Raw genomic sequence first — 18,053 nt, 5'->3', positions numbered from 1 at the left:
CGCCGTGCAGATCGTCCATGCGCCTCATTTGCCCGTCCGCGAAGAATGGCTCGCGCGCCGTCAGGAGCCGATTCTGGAGCCGGATCTTCCTATCGTCGATGCGCATCATCATCTGTGGGACCGGCAGAGCGGGCGCTATCTAGCGGACGAGTTCGCGCGCGATGTCGGCAGCGGGCATCGCATCGTAGCGAGCGTGTATGTGCAATGCCGCTCGATGCTGCGCGAGCGCGGCCCCGCGGCGATGAAGCCGGTCGGCGAAGCGGAGTTCGCCAACGGCATCGCCGCGATGTTCGCAAGCGGGGCGTATGGACCGACGAGAGCCTGCGACGCGATCGTCGGCGGCGCGGATCTCGCGCTCGGCGATGCGGTCGCGCCCGTGCTCGAAGCGATGCTTCAGGTCACGGGCGGCCGCTTGCGCGGCATCCGCAATCCGCTTGCGTGGCATTCGAGCACGGACGTGGTTTCGAGCCCGGTGACGCCGCCGCGCGATCTGATGGCGAACGCCGACTTCCGGCGAGGCGTGAAGACGCTGGCGCGCTACGGGCTGTCGCTGGACGCGTGGGTCTATCACACGCAACTCGCCCAGCTGTACGAACTGGCGAGCGCCGCGCCGGATGTGACCGTGGTCATCGATCACTTCGGCGGCCCGCTCGGCGTCGGACCGCACGCGAACAGCCGCGAGCAGGTCATGGCCGAATGGCGGCACGGGCTCGCGCGCCTGGCGAGCCTGCCCAACACGCGCCTGAAGCTGGGCGGCGCGGGCATGACCGTGTTCGGCTTCGGCTTGCGGTTCGGCTTCACATCGCGCGAAACGCCGCCTTCGTCGGAGGAACTCGCCGCTGCGTGGCGACCTTACTTCGAGACCTGCATCGAACTCTTCGGCGCGAAGCGCTGCATGTTCGAGAGCAACTTCCCCGTCGACAAGGGCATGTTCAGCTACGGCGTGCTGTGGAACGCCTTCAAGCGGCTGGCGCAGTCATTGTCAGCGGATGAAAAAGCCGCGCTGTTCAGCGGCACCGCCGCGGCGACGTATCGCTTGCGGTTACCAGGAGACGAGTCATGAAAACGAGCGCGAGCCTTCCATCGGGCGCAACCGGAAGCGACATCGGCAGCGAAGCCGAAGGGAAGCGTTACAAGGACATCACGCGCGGGGAGTGGCGCTCGCTGTCGCTCGCCGGTCTCGGCTGGACGTTCGAGAGCTATGACTCGTTCCTCCTCTCGCTTCTCTTGCCGACGCTTGCGCTCCAGTTCGGTCTGTCGAAAGCCCAGCTCGGGCTTTTCACGAGCATCACGGCAGCCGGGCAGATTCTCGGCGGCATCCTGTTCGGCTACGTATCGGACCGGCTGGGGCGTGTGCGCACGGCGCTGCTTTGCATCGGCATCTATTCGCTGTTCTCCGGGCTGCTCGCGTTTGCGCCGAACGAGCACTGGTTCGCGACGATCCGCTTCTTCGGCGCGCTCGGCATGGGCGGGACGTGGACGGCGGGCGCGGCGCTTATCGCCGAAACGTGGCACGCGAGCCGCCGCGGCAAGGGCGGCGCGCTGATGCAGATGGGCCTGCCCATCGGCGCGATCCTCGCGATCACGATCTCGGGCATCGTCAGCGGCCTCAACGACGGTCTCGCGGGCCACGGATGGCGCGTGCTGTTCCTGATCGGCGCGTTGCCGTTCTTCATCCTGTTTTTCGTCGCGCGCAAGACGCCCGAGTCGCCCATCTGGCTCGAACGCAAACGCGCGAGGGCGCAGGCAACGACCGCTCCCGCCGATGCGAAGCTGAACGTCCGCGGTCTGCTCACTGCGTTCATGTTCATCTTCTTTCTGCAATACCTCTACTGGGGCGTGTTCACCTGGACGCCGACGTTCCTCGTCACGGTGAAGCACCTCGACTTCGTGCATAGCCTCAAGTTCGTGCTCGCGCTGCAATTCGGCGCAATCGCCGGCTTCTTGATGTTTTCCACTTTCGTCGATCGCCTCGGCCGCCGGCCGATGTTCATGGCGTATCTGCTCGTCGGCGCGGCGGCGGTGTTCGGCTACATCCTGTCGTCGAATGCGCTCGTGCTGATGGTCGCCATCTTCTTCACGGGTTTCAGCGTGAACGGCATCTTCGCGGGCGCGGGACCGTTCCTCGCGGAAATCATCGGCAATACGGCATCGCGCGGCTTTCTCATGGGGCTCGCGTACAACGGCGGCCGGCTCGGCGGATTCATCGCGCCGCTCGTCATCGGGACGCTCGCAACGACTGCGGGCGGCTTCGTGCTGGGCTTGTCGACGACCATCGTCGCGTTCATCGCCGCCGCGATCGTCGTGTTCTTCGCGCCCGAGACGCGCGGCAAGACGCTCGCATGACGACCGCCCCCAATCAGCCGAATCAGCCGGGATGGATCGGCAGGCTCTTTCCCGCCCTCAATGAGGCGTCGCTGCGGCGCTATCTGAGCGGGCAGGTCGCGTCGGTGCTGGGAAGCTGGACGCAGAACGTGACGCTGAACCTGCTCGTGTATCACCTGTCGGGTTCGGCGGCGATACTCGCGCTGCTCAACTTCCTGTTGTACGGGCCGCAACTGGTCGTCGCGCCCGTCGCCGGATCGCGCATTCGCGCGGAGAACGCGCGTCGCGTGACGCTGTGCGTGCTCACGGCGTCGCTCATCTTGACGGGCAGTCTCATCACCCTGTCCGCATTGCATCTGCTGAATGTGCCGCTGATTCTCGCGCACGCGCTCGCGATCGGCATTTCGAGTGCGATCGAAGTGCCCGCGCGTCAGGTGTTGCTGCTCACGAGCCTGCGCGATACGAGCCTGACATCGAACGCGGTCGCGATGAACACCATGGTCTATAACGTCGGCCGCATGGTCGGCCCGACGATCGCGGGATTCGTTTATCCGACGCTCGGCCCGCGCGCATCGTTTGCAATCTACGCGCTCGCGTTGTGTTTCATGGCGATATGCGTGCGTTCGATTCGACTCTCCACGGAAGCGCGCGCCTCGCGCGCGGACAGCAGCTTGCGCGACGCCGTCGGCTACGTGATGTCGGACGCCTTTTCCGCGCGCTATCTGCCGATCCTCGCATGCATCGGCCTCTTTGCGGCGAGTTACCAGACGCTCGTGCCGCTTCTCGCGGACCGCGCGTTTCACGACGCCGCGCGTTTCACCGGCGTGTTCTTCGCCTGCGCGGGCGCGGGTTCGCTGAGCTCGGCCGTGCTGCTTTCGTCGGCGCTGGGTCCGCGCGCGTCGGCGCGGTTCATCGCGTGGGCGCCGTGGACCGCGATCATCGCGCTGATGGTGCTCGCCACGACGAGCGCGGTAGGCGCATCGATGCCCGCGTTCTACGCGCTGGGCTTCAGCCTCACGTTCGCGGCGACATCGACGAACGCGACCATCCAGCGCCGCTGCCCCGAGCACGTTCGCGGCGGACTCGTCGGCATGTACGGCATGGCCTACAACGGCACGATGCCGTTCGGCTATCTGCTCGTCGGCACCATATCCGAGGCGCTCGGCGTGCGCCACACATTCGCGGCGATGGCGGTGGTGCTCGCGGTGGGCGTCCTGTCCATCGTCGCGTGGCAACGATTCAAACTACAGCGCGAAGGCGCATAAAGTCGGAGACGAACATGTCAATTGCAAGCACCACGACACTCGAGCGGCAGACGATGCGAAAGGTCATCTGGCGGCTGCTGCCGTTCCTGATGATCTGTTATCTGATGGCGTTCATCGATCGCGGCAACGTCGGCATGGCGTCGCTTCAGATGAATCACGACATCGGCATGTCCGCGAAAGTGTTCGGCTTCGGCGCGAGTCTGTTCTTCGTGTCCTACTTCATCTGCGAAGTGCCGAGCAACCTCGCGCTCGAAAAGTACGGCGCGCGCGTCTGGATCGCGCGGATCATGATTACGTGGGGGCTGGTGTCGGCGGCGACGGCGCTCGTGCACAACGCCACGACGTTCTATATCCTGCGCTTTCTGCTCGGCGCGGCCGAAGCCGGCTTTGCACCGGGCGTGCTGCTCTATCTGTCGTACTGGGTGCCGAAGGCGTATCGCGCGCGCGTCGTCGCGACCTTCATGGTGTCGATTCCGGCGGCGAGCTTCATCGGCTCGCCCATTTCGGCGCTCTTGCTGCAGATGGACGGCATTGCGGGTCTGCGCGGCTGGCACTGGCTCTTCATCCTCGAAGGCGTGCCGACGGTGCTGCTCGGCATCGCGTGCCTTTTCATGCTGACGGACAAGCCCGCCAAGGCGACGTGGCTGAACGAAGACGAGCGCGCGTGGCTGCTCGGCGCGCTCGCCGCGGAAAATGCACAGCCGAAGAAGGTCGCGCCGATGCCGCTGACGAAGCTCTTTCGCAACCGCTACGTGCTGTGCCTCGCGCTCGTCGATACGTGCGCGTCCGCTGCGGGGAGCACGTTGTCCGTATGGCAGCCGCAGTTGTTGAAGTCGTACGGGTTGACCGTGCTGCAGACGGGCTTGCTGAACGCGGTGCCGTACGCGCTGGCGTCGATTCTGATGATCTTCTGGGGCCGTCATTCGGACCGCACGAAGGAGCATCGCTGGCATACCGTCGTGCCGATGCTCTTGATCGGCGGCGGTCTCTTCGCCACGTCGCTCAGCGGCTCGCTGGTGCCCACCGTGTGCATGCTGTGCTGCGTGCTCGTCGGCGCCTATGCGTTCAAGGGACCGTTCTGGGCGCTCGCATCGGACATGCTGTCGAACAGCACGATCGCGGCGGGGTTGGCCACCGTCAATGCCATCGCGAACTTGCTGGGTGGCGGCCTCATGGTGAATGTCTACGGCTGGGTCAAGGCGGCGACGGGCAGCTATTCGCTGGCGCTGATGCCGCTCGCGATCCTGACGCTGGTCAGCGTCGCGACGCTGCTCCTTCTCACGCGCAAGGGTCAATCCGGGCGCATGGTCGGCAAGACGGAGGCGGCATGAGCAGCAAGAGTCTGTCGCGACGCGGATTTCTGGAACTGGCTTGCGCGTCCCTCGCGACGGCCGCGCTGCCTCGCACGGCGGCGGCCAACGAAACGTGGTCGAGCGGTTCGGAGCGACCGTCTTTCGCATTGCCGGAGCATGCCGTCGATTGTCACATGCATATTTATGACGATCGTTTTCCGGTGGCGACCGGCACCACGCTCCGGCCGCCCAATGCGACCGTCGAGCAATATCGGCAGTTGCAGACGCGGCTCGGGATACGACGCAATGTCGTGGTGACGCCATCGACATACGGCACCGACAACCGGTGCACCGTCGAAGCGTTGAAGCGATTCGGCAACGACGCGCGCGGCATTGCTGTCGTCGATACATCGGTGACGGATGAGGCGCTTCATACGTTGAACGGCGCCGGCGTGCGCGGCATTCGATTCAACCTGAGCTATCCCGGCGCGACGACGCTGGACATGCTCGCGCCGCTGGCAAAGCGCATCACGCCGATGGGATGGCATATCGAACTCGTCGTGCAAGGCGCGAAGATGCCGCAACTGGAGGGGCACCTCGCGGCGCTGGCTTGTCCGCTCGTCATCGACCATATCGCACATGTGCCGCAGCCCGGCGGCGCCGCGAGCGACGCCCTACGCACGGCGCAGCGCCTCGTCGAGAGGGGCAACACGTGGATCACGTTGTCGGGGCCGTACGTCGACAGCAAGACGGGCGCGCCCGGTTATGAAGACGTGGCGCCGGTCGCCAGGGCACTCATCGCCATGGCCCCCGAGCGCATGCTCTGGGGCACGGACTGGCCGCATCCGACGCAGACATCGAGCAAGCCGGACGACGCCGGCCTTGTCGATGTTATCGCGGGCTGGATCGACAGGCCGGAATGGCAGCGGATGATATTCGTGACGAATCCGACGAGGCTCTATGGCTTCGATGCCGTGTAGGCCGTTGTCGATGGTATTGCCGCCGACGTTTTCCCTCGACGACGACCGCGAGTGAGGCATCCGCAACGGTACGCGGCGATCAATGTAGTGGAAGCCGCAAATCTTCATTGGGCCTTGAGGGCTGGTGCGTGCAGGTCGCAAACTTGGCCGTGTTCCGGTGGAGCCCGTCGTGATTGTGGTGGTCGAGCGTCGACAGTGCCGGGGCTGATTGATCGCGATGTGCCGGAAGCTTGCGGCGCGCAATAGCGGCTCCGGCGCATATTTGTTAAGTGCCCAGCGCGTCCGCCCAATCACCTCTGCAGCACGCTGTTGGAAACGCGTCGCAAACGCGCGCCCGCTCATCTTGAAGGAATGCGCCAGAGATACGCTCGACGTGCCGTTGGCCGTCCGTTCGCCGGCATCCACGAAAAGTTGTCGCGTTGCGCTCAATGGCTCTAGGCCGCGCCCGATGCTGTCGGATGCGACTTCCGCATGAACAGCTGCGCTCGCCGCGGGAACCTAGCGTTACCCCGCATGTGCGCCAGATACGCGCGCGCGTACGCTTTGGATACAGAATCCTCTCCTCCGGAGCCAGAGCCCCGCGGCGACGCCGACCGACTTTCATGAATCTTCCTAGCTTCCCTAGCGTGTCATGCACCGGCGACGTCATGACGCCCGACATAGACGATTCGATGTTCAGCTTCCTCGACTTGCGACGACCGCCACCTTCGCTCGGGCGCTGGGTCTCAGGGTCTAAGCTCCGACTAAACGCACGCGCGGTAATGGAGCGATGTGGGCTCGATGTCGATACCGAGGGGTTGCTGCGTGTCTTGGTTAAGTCGCCGGTGACAGACGACTATGAAGCCGTATGGTTGCTTGCCCGCTCGGGAGGACGACTCGTCTCCATCGTCGTTCGGGACGCTCGCACAGTCGGCAACTCGCATCTATGCTCTGACCAGCACCTCGCGGTAGAACAAGCAAAGCGTTATTGCGCAGCGTTCGCCTTTGTCTTCGTGCAGGCGCCTACACACCGGACCAGCCAGATCGGCGATGTGCCACCGACGGCGCCATCCGAGGTCAGCGCGCGCGAACCCGTCCGGTATTTCTGCGCCGATGAGGGCAATATCCGCGTATGGCGTGCTTCCTTGACGACAGAGGAGTGATGGTTCCGCGTGAAGAGCGCCTGTCGAGTGTCCCGTCACAATGGCTGATATGCTATTGGTATTCTGTATCCATACCGAGCCGCTATGCCAGCTAAACTGCTTAAAATCCAGGCCCGAACGGATTACGTGGACGAGGTTTACCGGGTCTTGCTGGATGCAATCAGCGAGGGGTCGATCGCGCCGGGTACTCGCATAGTCCAGGAAGAAATCGCCGAACAGCTCGCGGTGTCGCGGTCGCCCGTGCTGCAAGCGTTTCGGCTCTTGAAGAAGGACGGTCTGGTTGAAGACGCGCCGGGACGCGGGCTGCAGGTCACGCCGCTGGACAGCGCGCGCGTGAGCCACTTGTACGAGTTCCGCGGTGCCCTCGATGGGCTCGCGGCACAGTTGGCTGCCAAGAAGAAGACTGTGCTGGACAAGGCCCTCATTAGCCACGGCCGCAAAGTGTCCAGGGGAGACGACGTCAAGGCGATGATCGAGGCCGACATGGCTTTTCACAGCGCTATCTATGCTGCTTCAGGCAATCCATTGATTGTCGAAAATGCGCGGCTGCACTGGATGCATCTTCGTCGAGTGATGGGGGCTGTGTTGCAGGTGGTGGGGCAGCGTAAGACGGTTTGGGAGGAGCACGCAGCCATAGCTGCCGCTATCGCCGATGGCGATGAGGAGCTTGCCGCCAAGCTCAGTGTCCGGCACACCGAGGTGGCCCGAGAAAATCTTCTGCGCGGGATGACCCAAGCAGAGATGCGCATCACTTCTTGACCTGCTGAACCGTTGCCTGCAGCAAACCGCTAGTCTGCGCCGCAGCGGCAACGCTGCGGGCAGTATTGGGCCGCTACGAAACGTGCGGCCGCTACTTGGGCAGTCCTTCTGCGTCACCGTTGTCGCGGCGGTGACCTCCTCGCCATAACCCCTTGCTTGCCCTCTAGGGCAGCTATCGTCTCCCGTCCCTCGCCTCCTGCAAACGCTTGCTCGATTGCGAGCCGAGTTCGAAGTCGGCTTCGCGCTCGGGCGCGTCACACGCCGAGCGCACCGTGTTGTCGGTGCATCGCCTCCGTGTTTACCCATAGAGACATACGCAGGAAGTGCGCATAATCTTTGGATACAGAGTTCAGAACACGGAAGACAGCGTACAAGCAGGCGACCAACATCCGTCGCCGCGATCCCCGATCAATTACGGAGGCAAGAGACATGAGCGTCAAGTCGGACAAGATGGACGAGCAGAAACGCACGGGCGGTTCGGTGCCGGTGGCCAAGAAGTTGATCCCCTTCGGCGGCTATTACACGAATAAAGTCCCGGACCACGATCCGGAGCTCACCGAGACCGGCCCGGGGACTCCGATGGGCGAATTCATGCGCCGCTTCTGGCACCCGGTCTGCATGTCCATGGAACTGACCGATACGCCGCGTTTTCTCAAGATCCTCAATGAGGAACTCGTCGCATTCCGTGACAAGAGCGGCCGTGTAGGTGTCCTGCATGCTCACTGCGTTCACCGCGGTGCCTCCCTCGAATACGGTGCTATTCAGGAGAAGGGCATCATGTGCTGCTATCACGGCATGGTGTTCGACGTGGACGGCACCTGCCTTCACGTTCCCTTCCCGAAAGGAGAGGAAAAGGAAGCAGAGCGTTACGCCTGCTCCATCCGTCAGGGCGCCTACAAGGCAGTCGAGCGCAATGGCCTGGTCTTCGCCTATATGGGGCCGCCCGACGAAGAGCCGCCGTTCCCCGAGTGGGAGGGCGACTACACGGTTCTTCCGGGCGATGAACTCGTGCCGTATAGCAACTTCCAGCATTGCAACTGGCTGCAAGTGCAGGACAACGCGGCGGATAACTATCATCCCACTGCGCTGCACGCCGGCAAGAACGTCGTCGGCGGCAACTATCAAGGCACCACGTTCGATGAGGTCGGCGCTGCTTCCATGGAAGTCGCCCCCGATATGAACTTCGTTCCGGTGCAGAACGGCCGTAGCCTTGCGTGCGCGGGCGCGCGTCGGGTGGACAAGGACAAGCTGTTCATTCGTGTTCAGCATCAAGTTCTGCCGAACCTTAGCCTGCATGCGTACACGTCGGAAGACGGCTCGAAGAAGAAGTACTTCAGCCGCTTTCACATCATCCGTTGGACCGTGCCGGTCGACGATGAGAACAGCAAAATGATCGGGTGGCGGGTGATGGGTCCGGGCATCGATACGCGCGGAATCGGAAACAAGGAGATGGTTGGGTATGAGACGATCGACTTTCTCGAAGGTCAGGTCGCGATGCGCCGGCCCGAGCGGTTCGGCAAGTACAAGCTCGAGGACATGCCCCCGATTCCGTCGAACCACCGCGAGCGACACAACTACAAGGAATGCCAGTACGCGCCGGGCGACTACGAGGCCATTATCAGTCAACGTCCTATCGCGGTTCATGCGCTCGAGAACCCCACCCGCTTCGACGCGGGACTGTATCAGTTCCGAAAGATGTTGCGCGACGCGGTTCGCGGCAGCAACCCGGCTGCGTCGGCTCGCGGTTTTGCCGAATGGTTCCGAGAGTTGGGCGGGGCACCCAACAGCTTCTGCTCGGGCAATGTTTTCGAAATTGCAGAAGGCGCGACTGTCCAAGAGGAGGTCGCCCGGCGACGCAAGGTACTGAAGTCCGTCGTCGAAATCCTGAATCAAAGCGAAAGCATGAAAGGCGAGGAGCGCGGCCAGTTCGTTCGCAGCAAGTTTGCAGAGCTTGAACAGTCGCTGAAAGGCTGATCGAGTGCCGGCTGTCTCACCGGCGCGGGAAGCACGCGCGCCGTGAGCCGTCCGGCCTCATCGATCAACACTCGCGAGCAAGGAACTGACGATGGAAACACTATTGGAACGAGAAGAGGCCGTGCAGGACGTCGGGGCTGGAACGCTCGAGGTCAGGGTGCGCCAGATCCGATACGAGGGTCGGGGCATCAACTCGTATGAATTGACGAGTCCGGTGGGGCACGAACTGCCGCCATTCGAGGCAGGCGCTCACATTGACATTCACCTGAGCAACGGCGCAATCCGCCAGTATTCCTTGTGCAATTCTCCGGCCGACCGTACGCGATACGTCATTGCTGTACTCAAGGACGAGAACGGTCGAGGCGGGTCCCGAGCGGTGCATGAAGCGATACGCGCAGGGGACATCGTCAAGATTAGTCAGCCGCGCAATCACTTCGCTCTGGCTTCCGACGCCACGAAGGTCATCCTGATTGCCGGCGGCATCGGTGTGACGCCGTTGAAGGCGATGGCCCACGAGCTGGAGGCGAGGGGCGTCGACTTCGAAATGCACTACTGCGCTCGTAGCCCGTCGGCTGCTGCGTTCAGCGACGAACTCAAGGCGATGCACGCTGCGGGAAGACTGAGCTACCACTTCGACGACGGCCTGGCGAACAACCAACTGGATCTGCGTGCACTACTGAGCCAACCGGAACCGGGCACGCACGTGTACTACTGTGGCCCGGCGGGTTTCATGTCGGCGTGCGCCGAGGCAGCGAGTCATTGGCCGAAGGGCACCGTTCACTTCGAGCACTTCAAGGCGCCCGAGCAGCCCAAGCGCGCGCCGGCGGAAACGGAAAGTACCGAAGGTTGCGAGGTAACCATTGCAAGCACGGGTCAGGTGCTCCACGTAGCGCCCGACCAGAGCCTGTGCGATGCGCTCAGCGAGGCTGGCGTTGACGTCCCGACGTCGTGTTGCGCTGGACTGTGCGCGACATGCAAAGTCCGCTACCTGGAGGGCGAGGTCGAGCACAACGACTTCATCCTGAGCGACGAGGAACGCGAGGAGTTTCTGACCGTCTGTGTCTCGCGGCCAGTGAGCAAAACGTTGGTCCTTGACCTATAGAGCGACGCGTCACAAGACCAGTCACTGCCGCCATGCGAACTTTCTATGAACAGGACATGTCGGGAAGCGCGCACTCAAGCCGACGCGGAGTCGCAGCATCGCACGAGAAAAGGGCGTTGGCGTGACGCTCCGTGCATCGCAAAGGACTCAGTGGCAGACCGTTACAGGGACTAGAAATGGCCCACCGTTATGTCGATTCGATGACTATGAATGGGGATAAGGCATGACACCCAGCCTGCTGAAGATTCGCTCGCGACCGGATTATGTGGAGGAAGTCTATCAAGCGCTGGCGGATGCGATCTGCGATGGCTCGCTCCCTCCCGGCACACGCCTCACGCAAGAGGATATTGCGGAGCAACTCGCGGTATCGCGCTCGCCGGTTCTTCAGGCGCTTCGCCTGTTGAAGAAAGACGGTCTGGTTCAAGACGCCCCGGGCAGAGGAGTGCTCGTCGCACCCTTGAACTCAGATTGGCTGAGTGACCTCTATGAAGTTCGCGCTACCCTCGATGCCTTGGCCGCGCGACTCGCCGCCAATAAAAAGGCCACGCTAGATCCGCAGCTGTTTAGCCGCGGCAGGAAGGCCTGGGCGTCTGGAAATGTGCGAGCCATGATAGATGCCGATATGGAGTTTCACTTCGCAGTGTACGCGGCGTCGGGCAATCGGCTGATCAGTGACACCGCCCGCGTGCATTGGGTTCACCTTCGACGCGTGATGGGCGCGAGCTTGCAGGTGTCCGGGCAACGTGAGTCGATATGGGACGAGCACGCCGCAATCGCAAAGGCTATCGAGCGGGGAGACGCGAGCCTTGCGATGAGCTTGTCCGATGCCCACACCAAAAGGGCTCAAGCCCATTTCATTGACGATTTTGACCTCTTGCTGGGGCCGCGCAATAGCCACCAAGACCTGCGTGTTGTCGACGAAGCTCTCGCCGGCTGAGGCTTGACAAGATGATGTCATAGCACGTCGCGATAAACGCGATGCAGTTAGATGTACTACATGATTCGCTTACGACTAATAGCTTCTCAATAGCTAACGAGCGCTGATTTGGCGCAACGATTCATCCAACCATTGCAATCCAGGAGCCCACATGTCCACAGTTGCCGAGCCACAGGCGGAGTCCAAGCAAGAATCGATTCTCAAGCCGGGAAAGATTTCGATCTATGAGCCCGAACAGGATGGCCTGATCTTCCCGACGATTCCCCAGTTCAAGGACGTTGCGGCACATCGCCAGTATTTGAAGGAGCGATTGGTCGCGGCTTGCCGTGCTTTCGCGCTCCAGGGATTCGATTACGGCTTCGCTGGTCACCTGACAGTGCGGGATCCGGAGAACCCTGGCCTGTACTGGACCAATCCGATGGCGGTTCACTTCTCGCAGGTCAAGGTGTCGAATCTCATATGCGCCGATCATAACGGCACTGTCGTTGAAGGAGAGTACGCAATCAACCGCGCGGGGTTCGTTCTTCATGCCGCGGTTCACGAGCAGCATCCTGACATCGTTGCCATGTGCCACGCTCATACCGTTTATGGGACCGCCTTCGCATCGCTCGGCAAGCCTTTGGCGCCGATCTCTCAGGACGCGGCTGCGTTCTTCGAAGATCACGTCGTCATTGGCGATGAGGCCGGCAAGGTGGCGGTCGAAGTCAAGGGTGGCAATAAGGTTGCGAATGCTTTTGCTGGCGTCAAGGCCGCGATTCATCAGAATCATGGCCTCTTGACCGCTAGCCGTCATAGCATCGATTCCGCCGCTTTCTGGTTCATCGCGCTGGAACGTTGTTGCCAACAACAGTTGATGATCGAAGCGACGGGTATCACGCCCCGCGAAGTCACGCCCGAACGCGCCCGGTATAGCCGCGAGCATGTCGGCAGCGACTACATCGGGTGGTTGCACTTCCAGACGATCTGGACAGACCTGGTCGCGACTCAACCTGACATGTTCGATTGAACACCGCTGTGACGGCAAACCTGCGCGCCGTATGACTGCGGGCGTGCAGGATGCGACCCGGCGGAGAAGAGCACCTAACGCGCCCGCCGATACTGAAGGCTACCCAGGAGACACCAATTGAGTTCCCACAGCCCCGCCGTCTATGTAGAAGGTGCCGACACGTCCGTCTTTGCAAAAGCAACGTGGCGCCTCCTTCCTTTTCTTTTCGTCTGCTACCTGTTCGCGTATCTCGACCGTATCAACGTCGCATTTGCGAAGCTGCAAATGTTGAGCGACCTCGGCTTCAGCGAGGCGGTCTATGGGTTTGGCGCCAGCGTGTTCTTCGTCGGGTATCTCCTTTTCGAAGTTCCAAGCAACCTACTATTACTTCGCGTCGGCCCCCGGCGTTGGATAGCCCGCATCATGGTTACCTGGGGGTTGATCTCTGCCGGCATGATGTTTGTCAGGACCCCCACGACGTTTTACATCATGCGTTTCCTGTTAGGCGTCGCCGAGGCAGGCTTCTTCCCGGCGATTGTGCTCTACCTGACCTATTGGTTTCCGCCGTCACGCAGGTCTAAAGTCACTGCCCTGTTCCTGACGGGCATTCCGATGTCGGGCGTTATTGGTGGTCCGCTGTCCGGCTGGATCATGACTGCGTTCAACGGGTCTCACGGGTTCGCCGGCTGGCAGTGGTTGTTTCTGTTGGAAGGCATTCCTACCGCGCTTCTGGGTGTGGCGGCGTTTTTCTATCTGGACGACAAGGTACGCGATGCAAAGTGGCTGAGCGAAGGGCAGAAGGACTTCCTGGAGCAGTCGCTCACCGATGAAGCCTCATCGACCGCGCTTCACTCCGTGCGCGATGGCTTGCTCAATCCCAAGGTACTGCTGGTAAGCACCATTTACTTCTTCTATACCATGGGGTTGTACGGCGTCAGCTTCTGGCTTCCGACGTTGATCAAGTCCAGCGGCGTGTCTGACCCGTTCAATGTCGGGCTTTTGACATCTGTTCCGTATGCAGCCGGCGCAGTGGCGATGGTCTTCGTCAGTAGCAGATCTGACAGGACAGGTGAACGTCGTTGGCACCTCATCGTTCCTGGGCTCGTCGGCGCGTTTGGGCTCGCATTGAGCGTCTGGTTTGCGAACTCGACCTTGCTGGCTATGGTGGCCCTGACGCTCGGCACGATGGGCGTCATGACGACCATCTCGCAGTTCTGGGTTCTGCCGCCAGCTTTCCTTGGCGGTGCGGCGGCCGCGGCAGGACTCGCGCTTGCAAACTCGGTCGGCAGCATTTCGGGGGTTGTGAGCCCATCGTTGATCGGTGTGATCAAAACCGCCACGGGCTCCGCGGGAGCTGGTGTGCTTGGGCTTTCTGCCAGTCTCGTAGTCGGCGGCGTGCTGGTCTTGCTGGTTCCCGCGACACTGGTAAATGTTCGGCGGAAGTAGCCGATGGTGCCGGCGCGGTCGTCGGCAACAGCATTGCTTCACCGGCAATTGCACGGTCGCAGGTGGTAATGCGTGCGTTCGTCGCTACCAGACGCGGCGAACGCACGCGCCAAGCACGATGGTGCGAGTTGACGACACGCGCATCGTGGGCACACAGGCCATACCACCTCAGACCCGTACCCTATGGTGGGCAATGCCGATGGCCGGATTTCGCCTGCTAGTCGCCGCTATCAGCTCGGTGGCGCGACGGGCGGCAATGAGTCGACTGCCGTCCGAGAGCGACGCTTACTGGCTGGCCGAGGCGGCCGTGGTGTCTCAGACGGTAAAGAGCCAAGAACGGACGCCCGGCGTCGGACCACTAATATTCGACGTCCGGCTAGCGGCGAAGCACATGCGGGGCATTCGTCGCGTTGTCGTCGGTGGGTCTAGCCTGCTCGAACCGAGCTTGACGCGCGTGAGGCGTTCCTTCACGCGGGCGTATAGATCGCAAGTTTCAACGCAGGGTCGTCGTTCGCCTGAAAGCTCGCGTAGTCGTAGCGTTCCGCGCCGCGCTCAGGATGGGTCAGCACCTTCTGCCCGGACGCGCCCCCTCGAACATCGTGCGCGTTCCACCATTTCGCGAACTCGGCGCTGTGCGCGCGCAGTCTTTCGACCAGTTCGACAAAGGCCGGATCGTCAGCATAGAGATCATGCGTCGCGCGAAACAACGCGATCATGCGACGCGCCTCGCTGGTCCAGGTCGCGCCGAATAGCCGTCGCGAATCCGGTTCGATGAACATGAACACCAGAATGTTGCGATCCGCTTCGGCGAGACGGTCGAAGCCGAGCAGATCGGCCGCCGCAACATTCCAGGCCAGCAGATCCCAACGCCTGCCTGTGACATACGCGGGTAGCTGGAGTGTCGCGATCAGATTCGCGATGGGTGCCGGCACGCTCTCGCGAGTGAAGGGTTGCTGATCGCCGCTGCGTGCCAGTGCGCGCAGATGCGCCGCCTCGACTTTGCCGAGCCTTAGCGCGCGAGCCAGCGCTTCGAGCGTGGTATCGGACGGGCTTACCGTGCGGCCCTGCTCGAGCCGCACATACCAGTCCACGCCGATGCCCGCGAGTTCCGCGACTTCCTCGCGACGCAGTCCGGGCGTGCGACGCCGCCGGCCGCCGTTATTGAGTCCCACGGACTCGGGACTCAGCTTCTCGCGCCGTGAGCGCAGAAAATCGCCAAACTCGCTTCGGCTCACTTTTGTCACGACCGTCCTTCCTTTGCAAGCAGGTACGCGGGAATCCCAGGATAGTACTAGGCCTTGTTAGCGATTTTACGCCTGCCAGAATGGACTTTCCTGACCACCATTGAAGGAAACCCAGATGAAAGCAGCGATTTTGAATACGCTTGGCGAGCCGCTTGCGATTGAAGATGTAGCAGATCCTTCGCTGGGCACCGGCGAAGTCATCGTCGACGTCGTTGCCGCACCAGTACTGTCCTATGCGCGAGAAGTATTCAGCGGCGAGCGCCGCTACGCGATCGAATTACCCATCGTGCCAGGCTGCGGGGCTATCGGTCGGGTGCGCGCGTTCGGGCCCGACGCCACGCATCTGAGAACAGGCGACTGGGTATTCTGCGATCCGACAGTTCGTTCACGCGACGACGCGCTCACACCGGACATTACATTGCAGGGCTGGAGTGCCCGCGGCGATGGGGGCCTGCGCCTCGCGCGGCATTTCCATCACGGCCCGTTTGCTGCACAAATGCGCGTGCCGACTGAGAACGCCATTCGCATCGGTGACATCGGTCCCGACGATGCCGCGAAATGGTGCGCGCTCAACACCATGCTGGTTCCATATGGCGGGCTTCTTGCGTCAGACTTGCAGGCTGGCGAGACTTTGCTTGTGAGCGGCGCGACTGGGAACTTCGGCAGTGCGTGCGTCGCCGTTGCCCTCGCAATGGGTGTGCGCTGCGTGGTCGCGCCGGGCCGCAGTAAAGGCGTGCTCGCAGATCTGCAAAGGCGGTTCGGGGAACGCATCCGTACAGTGGAGCTAACCGGCAACGAGGACGACGATCGGGAACGGATGCGTGCGGCTGCCGGAGCCCCTATCGACTGCGTCATGGACCTGCTGCCGCCATCTGCGACCACGAGGACGGTGCGCGCGGCGGTGATGGCCGTGCGGCCCTACGGACGTGTTGTGTTGATGGGCGGCGTCGGCATGCTCGGCGGCGACGGCCTCGACTTGCCTTATCCTTGGATCATGCGCAATGACATCACCGTGCGGGGCAAATGGATGTATCCGCCGGAAGCGGTCACGCTTATGACCGGCCTCATTCGCGGCGGTCTGCTCGATCTCGGTCTCTTCGACGTGACGTCATTCAAGCTCGACGATGTGAACGAAGCCATCGCTCATGCTGCGGCGAATGGCGGCCCGTTCAGGATGACGGTCGTCCTTCCATAGACCCCGCGCTTGCGCTTCGGTCACGCGTTGCGAGCCCGCCGGCTTTTCTTATAACAACGCCACGTCCGATCGCGTCTGGCCGGTAAGGACGAGTGTTCGCGGCAAGTCCAACGGTTCCCCCGAGTCCACATCACCGGCTGCGCAGTGCTAGAACCTCCCCGCGCGGTAGGGATGTGGACTGGTGAAGCCCGCTTCTCCGTCCATCAACTCGCTCAGCAGCCTGCCCGTCACTGGCCCGAGCGTCAGTCCGTGATGCGCATGTCCGAACGCAAACCAGAGACCGGGATGACGGTCCGCCGGTCCGATCACCGGCCGCATATCCGGCGTGCAGGGTCGCATCCCGAGCCACGGCGCGTCGTCGATGCGCGCCCCGAGGCCGAACATCGGACGCGCAACGCGCTCTGCTCGTTCGAGTTGCACTGGACTCGGCGGCCTATTGCGGGACGCGAGTTCGACGCCGGTCGTGAGTCGCAGCCCGCGCCGCATCGGCGCGACCACATAGCCGTTTTCGATATCGACGACGGGCCGGGATAGGGCGGCCCGGCCGTCGCTCGCGTAGTGCATGTGATAGCCGCGCTTCGCCACTAGCGGAATGCGGTAGCCGAACTTGCGCGCGAGATCCCCGGACCAGACGCCCAGCGCGATGACGGCCGCCTGCGCCTCCACGAGCCCGCTCGACGTCATCACGCGCCAGCCGCTGCCCGACCGTTGAAGCGTCGCGGCGTCCCCGCTCAGGATGCGTCCGCCCTGGCGCTCGAACAGGGTCGCATATCCTTTCGTCAGCGCGCCGGGATCGATGACACTGCGCGGGTCGGTCCAGTGGATGGCGCCCGCGTATCCGTCTGCGAGCGATCCCTCCAGCCGATGCAGCGCGGCCGCATCGAGCACCTTCATGCCCAGGCCGTGCTCGCTCGCGATGCGCTGGGCATCGCTCGCCTCGCGCTCGAACTGCTCGCGCGAACGATAGGCTTCGAGCCAGCCCGTGGGCCGCACGAGATCGGAGAGACCTGCGCGCGCGATCAGCTTCTCATGCTCGGCTACGCTGTTGCGGATGAGCGGAAGCATGTCGCGCGCGGCGGCGGCGAGACGCGCCGGCGCCGACTCCCACCAGTAGCGCGCGAGCCACGGCCCATAGGCGGGCAGGGAACGCAGGTCGTAGCGCAGGGCGGTGGAACGGTTCATCGCGAACTTGAACACGGTGCGCAGGTCTCGCGGAAACGCATAAGGCACCACTGACGACGCCTCGATCAGCCCCGCATTGCCGAAGCTCGTCGCTTCGCCGGGCGCGCGCCGGTCGACGAGCGTCACCTCCCATCCGCGCTGCTGCAGATGCAGCGCGACGCTCACTCCCACGATACCCGCGCCGAGCACGATCACGTCATGAGCCATGTTGCAGAACCTGCTGAA

15 protein-coding genes are annotated in these 18,053 nt (G+C 62.7%); 13 read left to right on the top strand and 2 right to left on the bottom strand.

The genetic code is table 11. The annotated features are described in order from the left end of the window. Positions 1–4 precede the first annotated feature (4 nt). From HWX53_RS17545 to HWX53_RS17490, 12 genes are all read left to right on the top strand, one after another. The gene (locus HWX53_RS17545) at positions 5–1,063 is read left to right on the top strand and encodes an amidohydrolase family protein (protein WP_175943139.1); all 1,059 of its coding nucleotides are present in this window, start codon (positions 5–7) and stop codon (positions 1,061–1,063) included. Beyond that, complete coding sequence (locus HWX53_RS17540) at positions 1,060–2,346, top strand: MFS transporter (protein ID WP_175943137.1); 1,287 nt, start codon at positions 1,060–1,062, stop codon at positions 2,344–2,346. Before HWX53_RS17545 ends, HWX53_RS17540 begins: the two co-directional genes overlap by 4 nt. After that, positions 2,343–3,590 (top strand): MFS transporter, encoded by a 1,248-nt coding sequence (locus HWX53_RS17535; RefSeq protein ID WP_175943135.1) that lies wholly within the window; start codon positions 2,343–2,345, stop codon positions 3,588–3,590. Before HWX53_RS17540 ends, HWX53_RS17535 begins: the two co-directional genes overlap by 4 nt. A gap of 14 nt (positions 3,591–3,604) precedes the next feature. Next, positions 3,605–4,921, top strand: a complete 1,317-nt coding sequence (locus tag HWX53_RS17530; RefSeq protein ID WP_175943133.1) for an MFS transporter — start codon at positions 3,605–3,607, stop codon at positions 4,919–4,921. Beyond that, the gene (locus HWX53_RS17525) at positions 4,918–5,862 is read left to right on the top strand and encodes an amidohydrolase family protein (protein WP_175943131.1); all 945 of its coding nucleotides are present in this window, start codon (positions 4,918–4,920) and stop codon (positions 5,860–5,862) included. The genes HWX53_RS17530 and HWX53_RS17525 overlap by 4 nt, the downstream gene beginning before the upstream one ends. Positions 5,863–6,509: 647 nt before the next feature. Next, the gene (locus HWX53_RS17520) at positions 6,510–7,004 is read left to right on the top strand and encodes a hypothetical protein (RefSeq protein ID WP_175943129.1); all 495 of its coding nucleotides are present in this window, start codon (positions 6,510–6,512) and stop codon (positions 7,002–7,004) included. Positions 7,005–7,088: 84 nt separating this feature from the next. Continuing rightward, positions 7,089–7,763, top strand: coding sequence for a GntR family transcriptional regulator (locus tag HWX53_RS17515; RefSeq protein ID WP_175943127.1), 675 nt, complete (start codon positions 7,089–7,091; stop codon positions 7,761–7,763). A 429-nt stretch (positions 7,764–8,192) separates the two neighbouring features. Next, a complete protein-coding gene (locus HWX53_RS17510; protein WP_175943125.1) occupies positions 8,193–9,737 on the top strand; it encodes a Rieske 2Fe-2S domain-containing protein in 1,545 nt (514 codons plus the stop codon). Positions 9,738–9,828: 91 nt separating this feature from the next. Continuing rightward, positions 9,829–10,839, top strand: coding sequence for a PDR/VanB family oxidoreductase (locus tag HWX53_RS17505; RefSeq protein ID WP_175943123.1), 1,011 nt, complete (start codon positions 9,829–9,831; stop codon positions 10,837–10,839). A 223-nt stretch (positions 10,840–11,062) separates the two neighbouring features. Then, complete coding sequence (locus HWX53_RS17500; RefSeq protein WP_175943121.1) at positions 11,063–11,776, top strand: GntR family transcriptional regulator; 714 nt, start codon at positions 11,063–11,065, stop codon at positions 11,774–11,776. 151 nt (positions 11,777–11,927) lie between these two features. Continuing rightward, complete coding sequence (locus HWX53_RS17495; RefSeq protein WP_175943120.1) at positions 11,928–12,782, top strand: class II aldolase/adducin family protein; 855 nt, start codon at positions 11,928–11,930, stop codon at positions 12,780–12,782. Positions 12,783–12,899: 117 nt separating this feature from the next. After that, complete coding sequence (locus HWX53_RS17490; RefSeq protein WP_175943118.1) at positions 12,900–14,207, top strand: MFS transporter; 1,308 nt, start codon at positions 12,900–12,902, stop codon at positions 14,205–14,207. A 467-nt stretch (positions 14,208–14,674) separates the two neighbouring features. Here the strand turns inward: HWX53_RS17490 and HWX53_RS17485 are convergent, their stop codons facing one another. Next, positions 14,675–15,451 carry a helix-turn-helix transcriptional regulator gene (locus HWX53_RS17485; RefSeq protein ID WP_175943116.1) on the bottom strand — a complete coding sequence of 259 codons (777 nt, stop codon included), beginning with the start codon at positions 15,449–15,451 and terminating at the stop codon, positions 14,675–14,677. Between the two features lie 115 nt (positions 15,452–15,566). On the opposite strand from HWX53_RS17485, the gene HWX53_RS17480 reads away from it, so the two are divergent. Further along, on the top strand, positions 15,567–16,646 hold the full coding sequence (locus HWX53_RS17480; protein ID WP_175943114.1) for a zinc-binding alcohol dehydrogenase family protein: 1,080 nt from the start codon (positions 15,567–15,569) through the stop codon (positions 16,644–16,646). A gap of 147 nt (positions 16,647–16,793) precedes the next feature. On the opposite strand, the gene HWX53_RS17475 is transcribed toward HWX53_RS17480, so the two are convergent. Beyond that, positions 16,794–18,035: an FAD-dependent oxidoreductase gene (locus HWX53_RS17475; protein WP_175943112.1), complete on the bottom strand. Its 1,242-nt coding sequence runs from the start codon at positions 18,033–18,035 to the stop codon at positions 16,794–16,796. Between the last annotated feature and the right edge of the window lie 18 nt (positions 18,036–18,053).

Source organism: Caballeronia sp. BCC1704 (genome assembly GCF_902833455.1).
Lineage (GTDB): Bacteria > Pseudomonadota > Gammaproteobacteria > Burkholderiales > Burkholderiaceae > Caballeronia.
The sequence above is the reverse complement of the archived record's forward strand: the minus strand, read 5'-3'. Positions and strand labels throughout refer to the sequence as shown.

Coding starts and splice junctions, on each gene's coding strand:
- HWX53_RS17540 (WP_175943137.1), top strand. CDS start 1,060: ATGAAAACGAGCGCGAGCCTTCCATCGGGCGCAACCGGAAGCGACATC.
- HWX53_RS17535 (WP_175943135.1), top strand. CDS start 2,343: ATGACGACCGCCCCCAATCAGCCGAATCAGCCGGGATGGATCGGCAGG.
- HWX53_RS17530 (WP_175943133.1), top strand. CDS start 3,605: ATGTCAATTGCAAGCACCACGACACTCGAGCGGCAGACGATGCGAAAG.
- HWX53_RS17525 (WP_175943131.1), top strand. CDS start 4,918: ATGAGCAGCAAGAGTCTGTCGCGACGCGGATTTCTGGAACTGGCTTGC.
- HWX53_RS17520 (WP_175943129.1), top strand. CDS start 6,510: ATGACGCCCGACATAGACGATTCGATGTTCAGCTTCCTCGACTTGCGA.
- HWX53_RS17515 (WP_175943127.1), top strand. CDS start 7,089: ATGCCAGCTAAACTGCTTAAAATCCAGGCCCGAACGGATTACGTGGAC.
- HWX53_RS17510 (WP_175943125.1), top strand. CDS start 8,193: ATGAGCGTCAAGTCGGACAAGATGGACGAGCAGAAACGCACGGGCGGT.
- HWX53_RS17505 (WP_175943123.1), top strand. CDS start 9,829: ATGGAAACACTATTGGAACGAGAAGAGGCCGTGCAGGACGTCGGGGCT.
- HWX53_RS17500 (WP_175943121.1), top strand. CDS start 11,063: ATGACACCCAGCCTGCTGAAGATTCGCTCGCGACCGGATTATGTGGAG.
- HWX53_RS17495 (WP_175943120.1), top strand. CDS start 11,928: ATGTCCACAGTTGCCGAGCCACAGGCGGAGTCCAAGCAAGAATCGATT.
- HWX53_RS17480 (WP_175943114.1), top strand. CDS start 15,567: ATGAAAGCAGCGATTTTGAATACGCTTGGCGAGCCGCTTGCGATTGAA.
- HWX53_RS17475 (WP_175943112.1), bottom strand. CDS start 18,035: ATGGCTCATGACGTGATCGTGCTCGGCGCGGGTATCGTGGGAGTGAGC.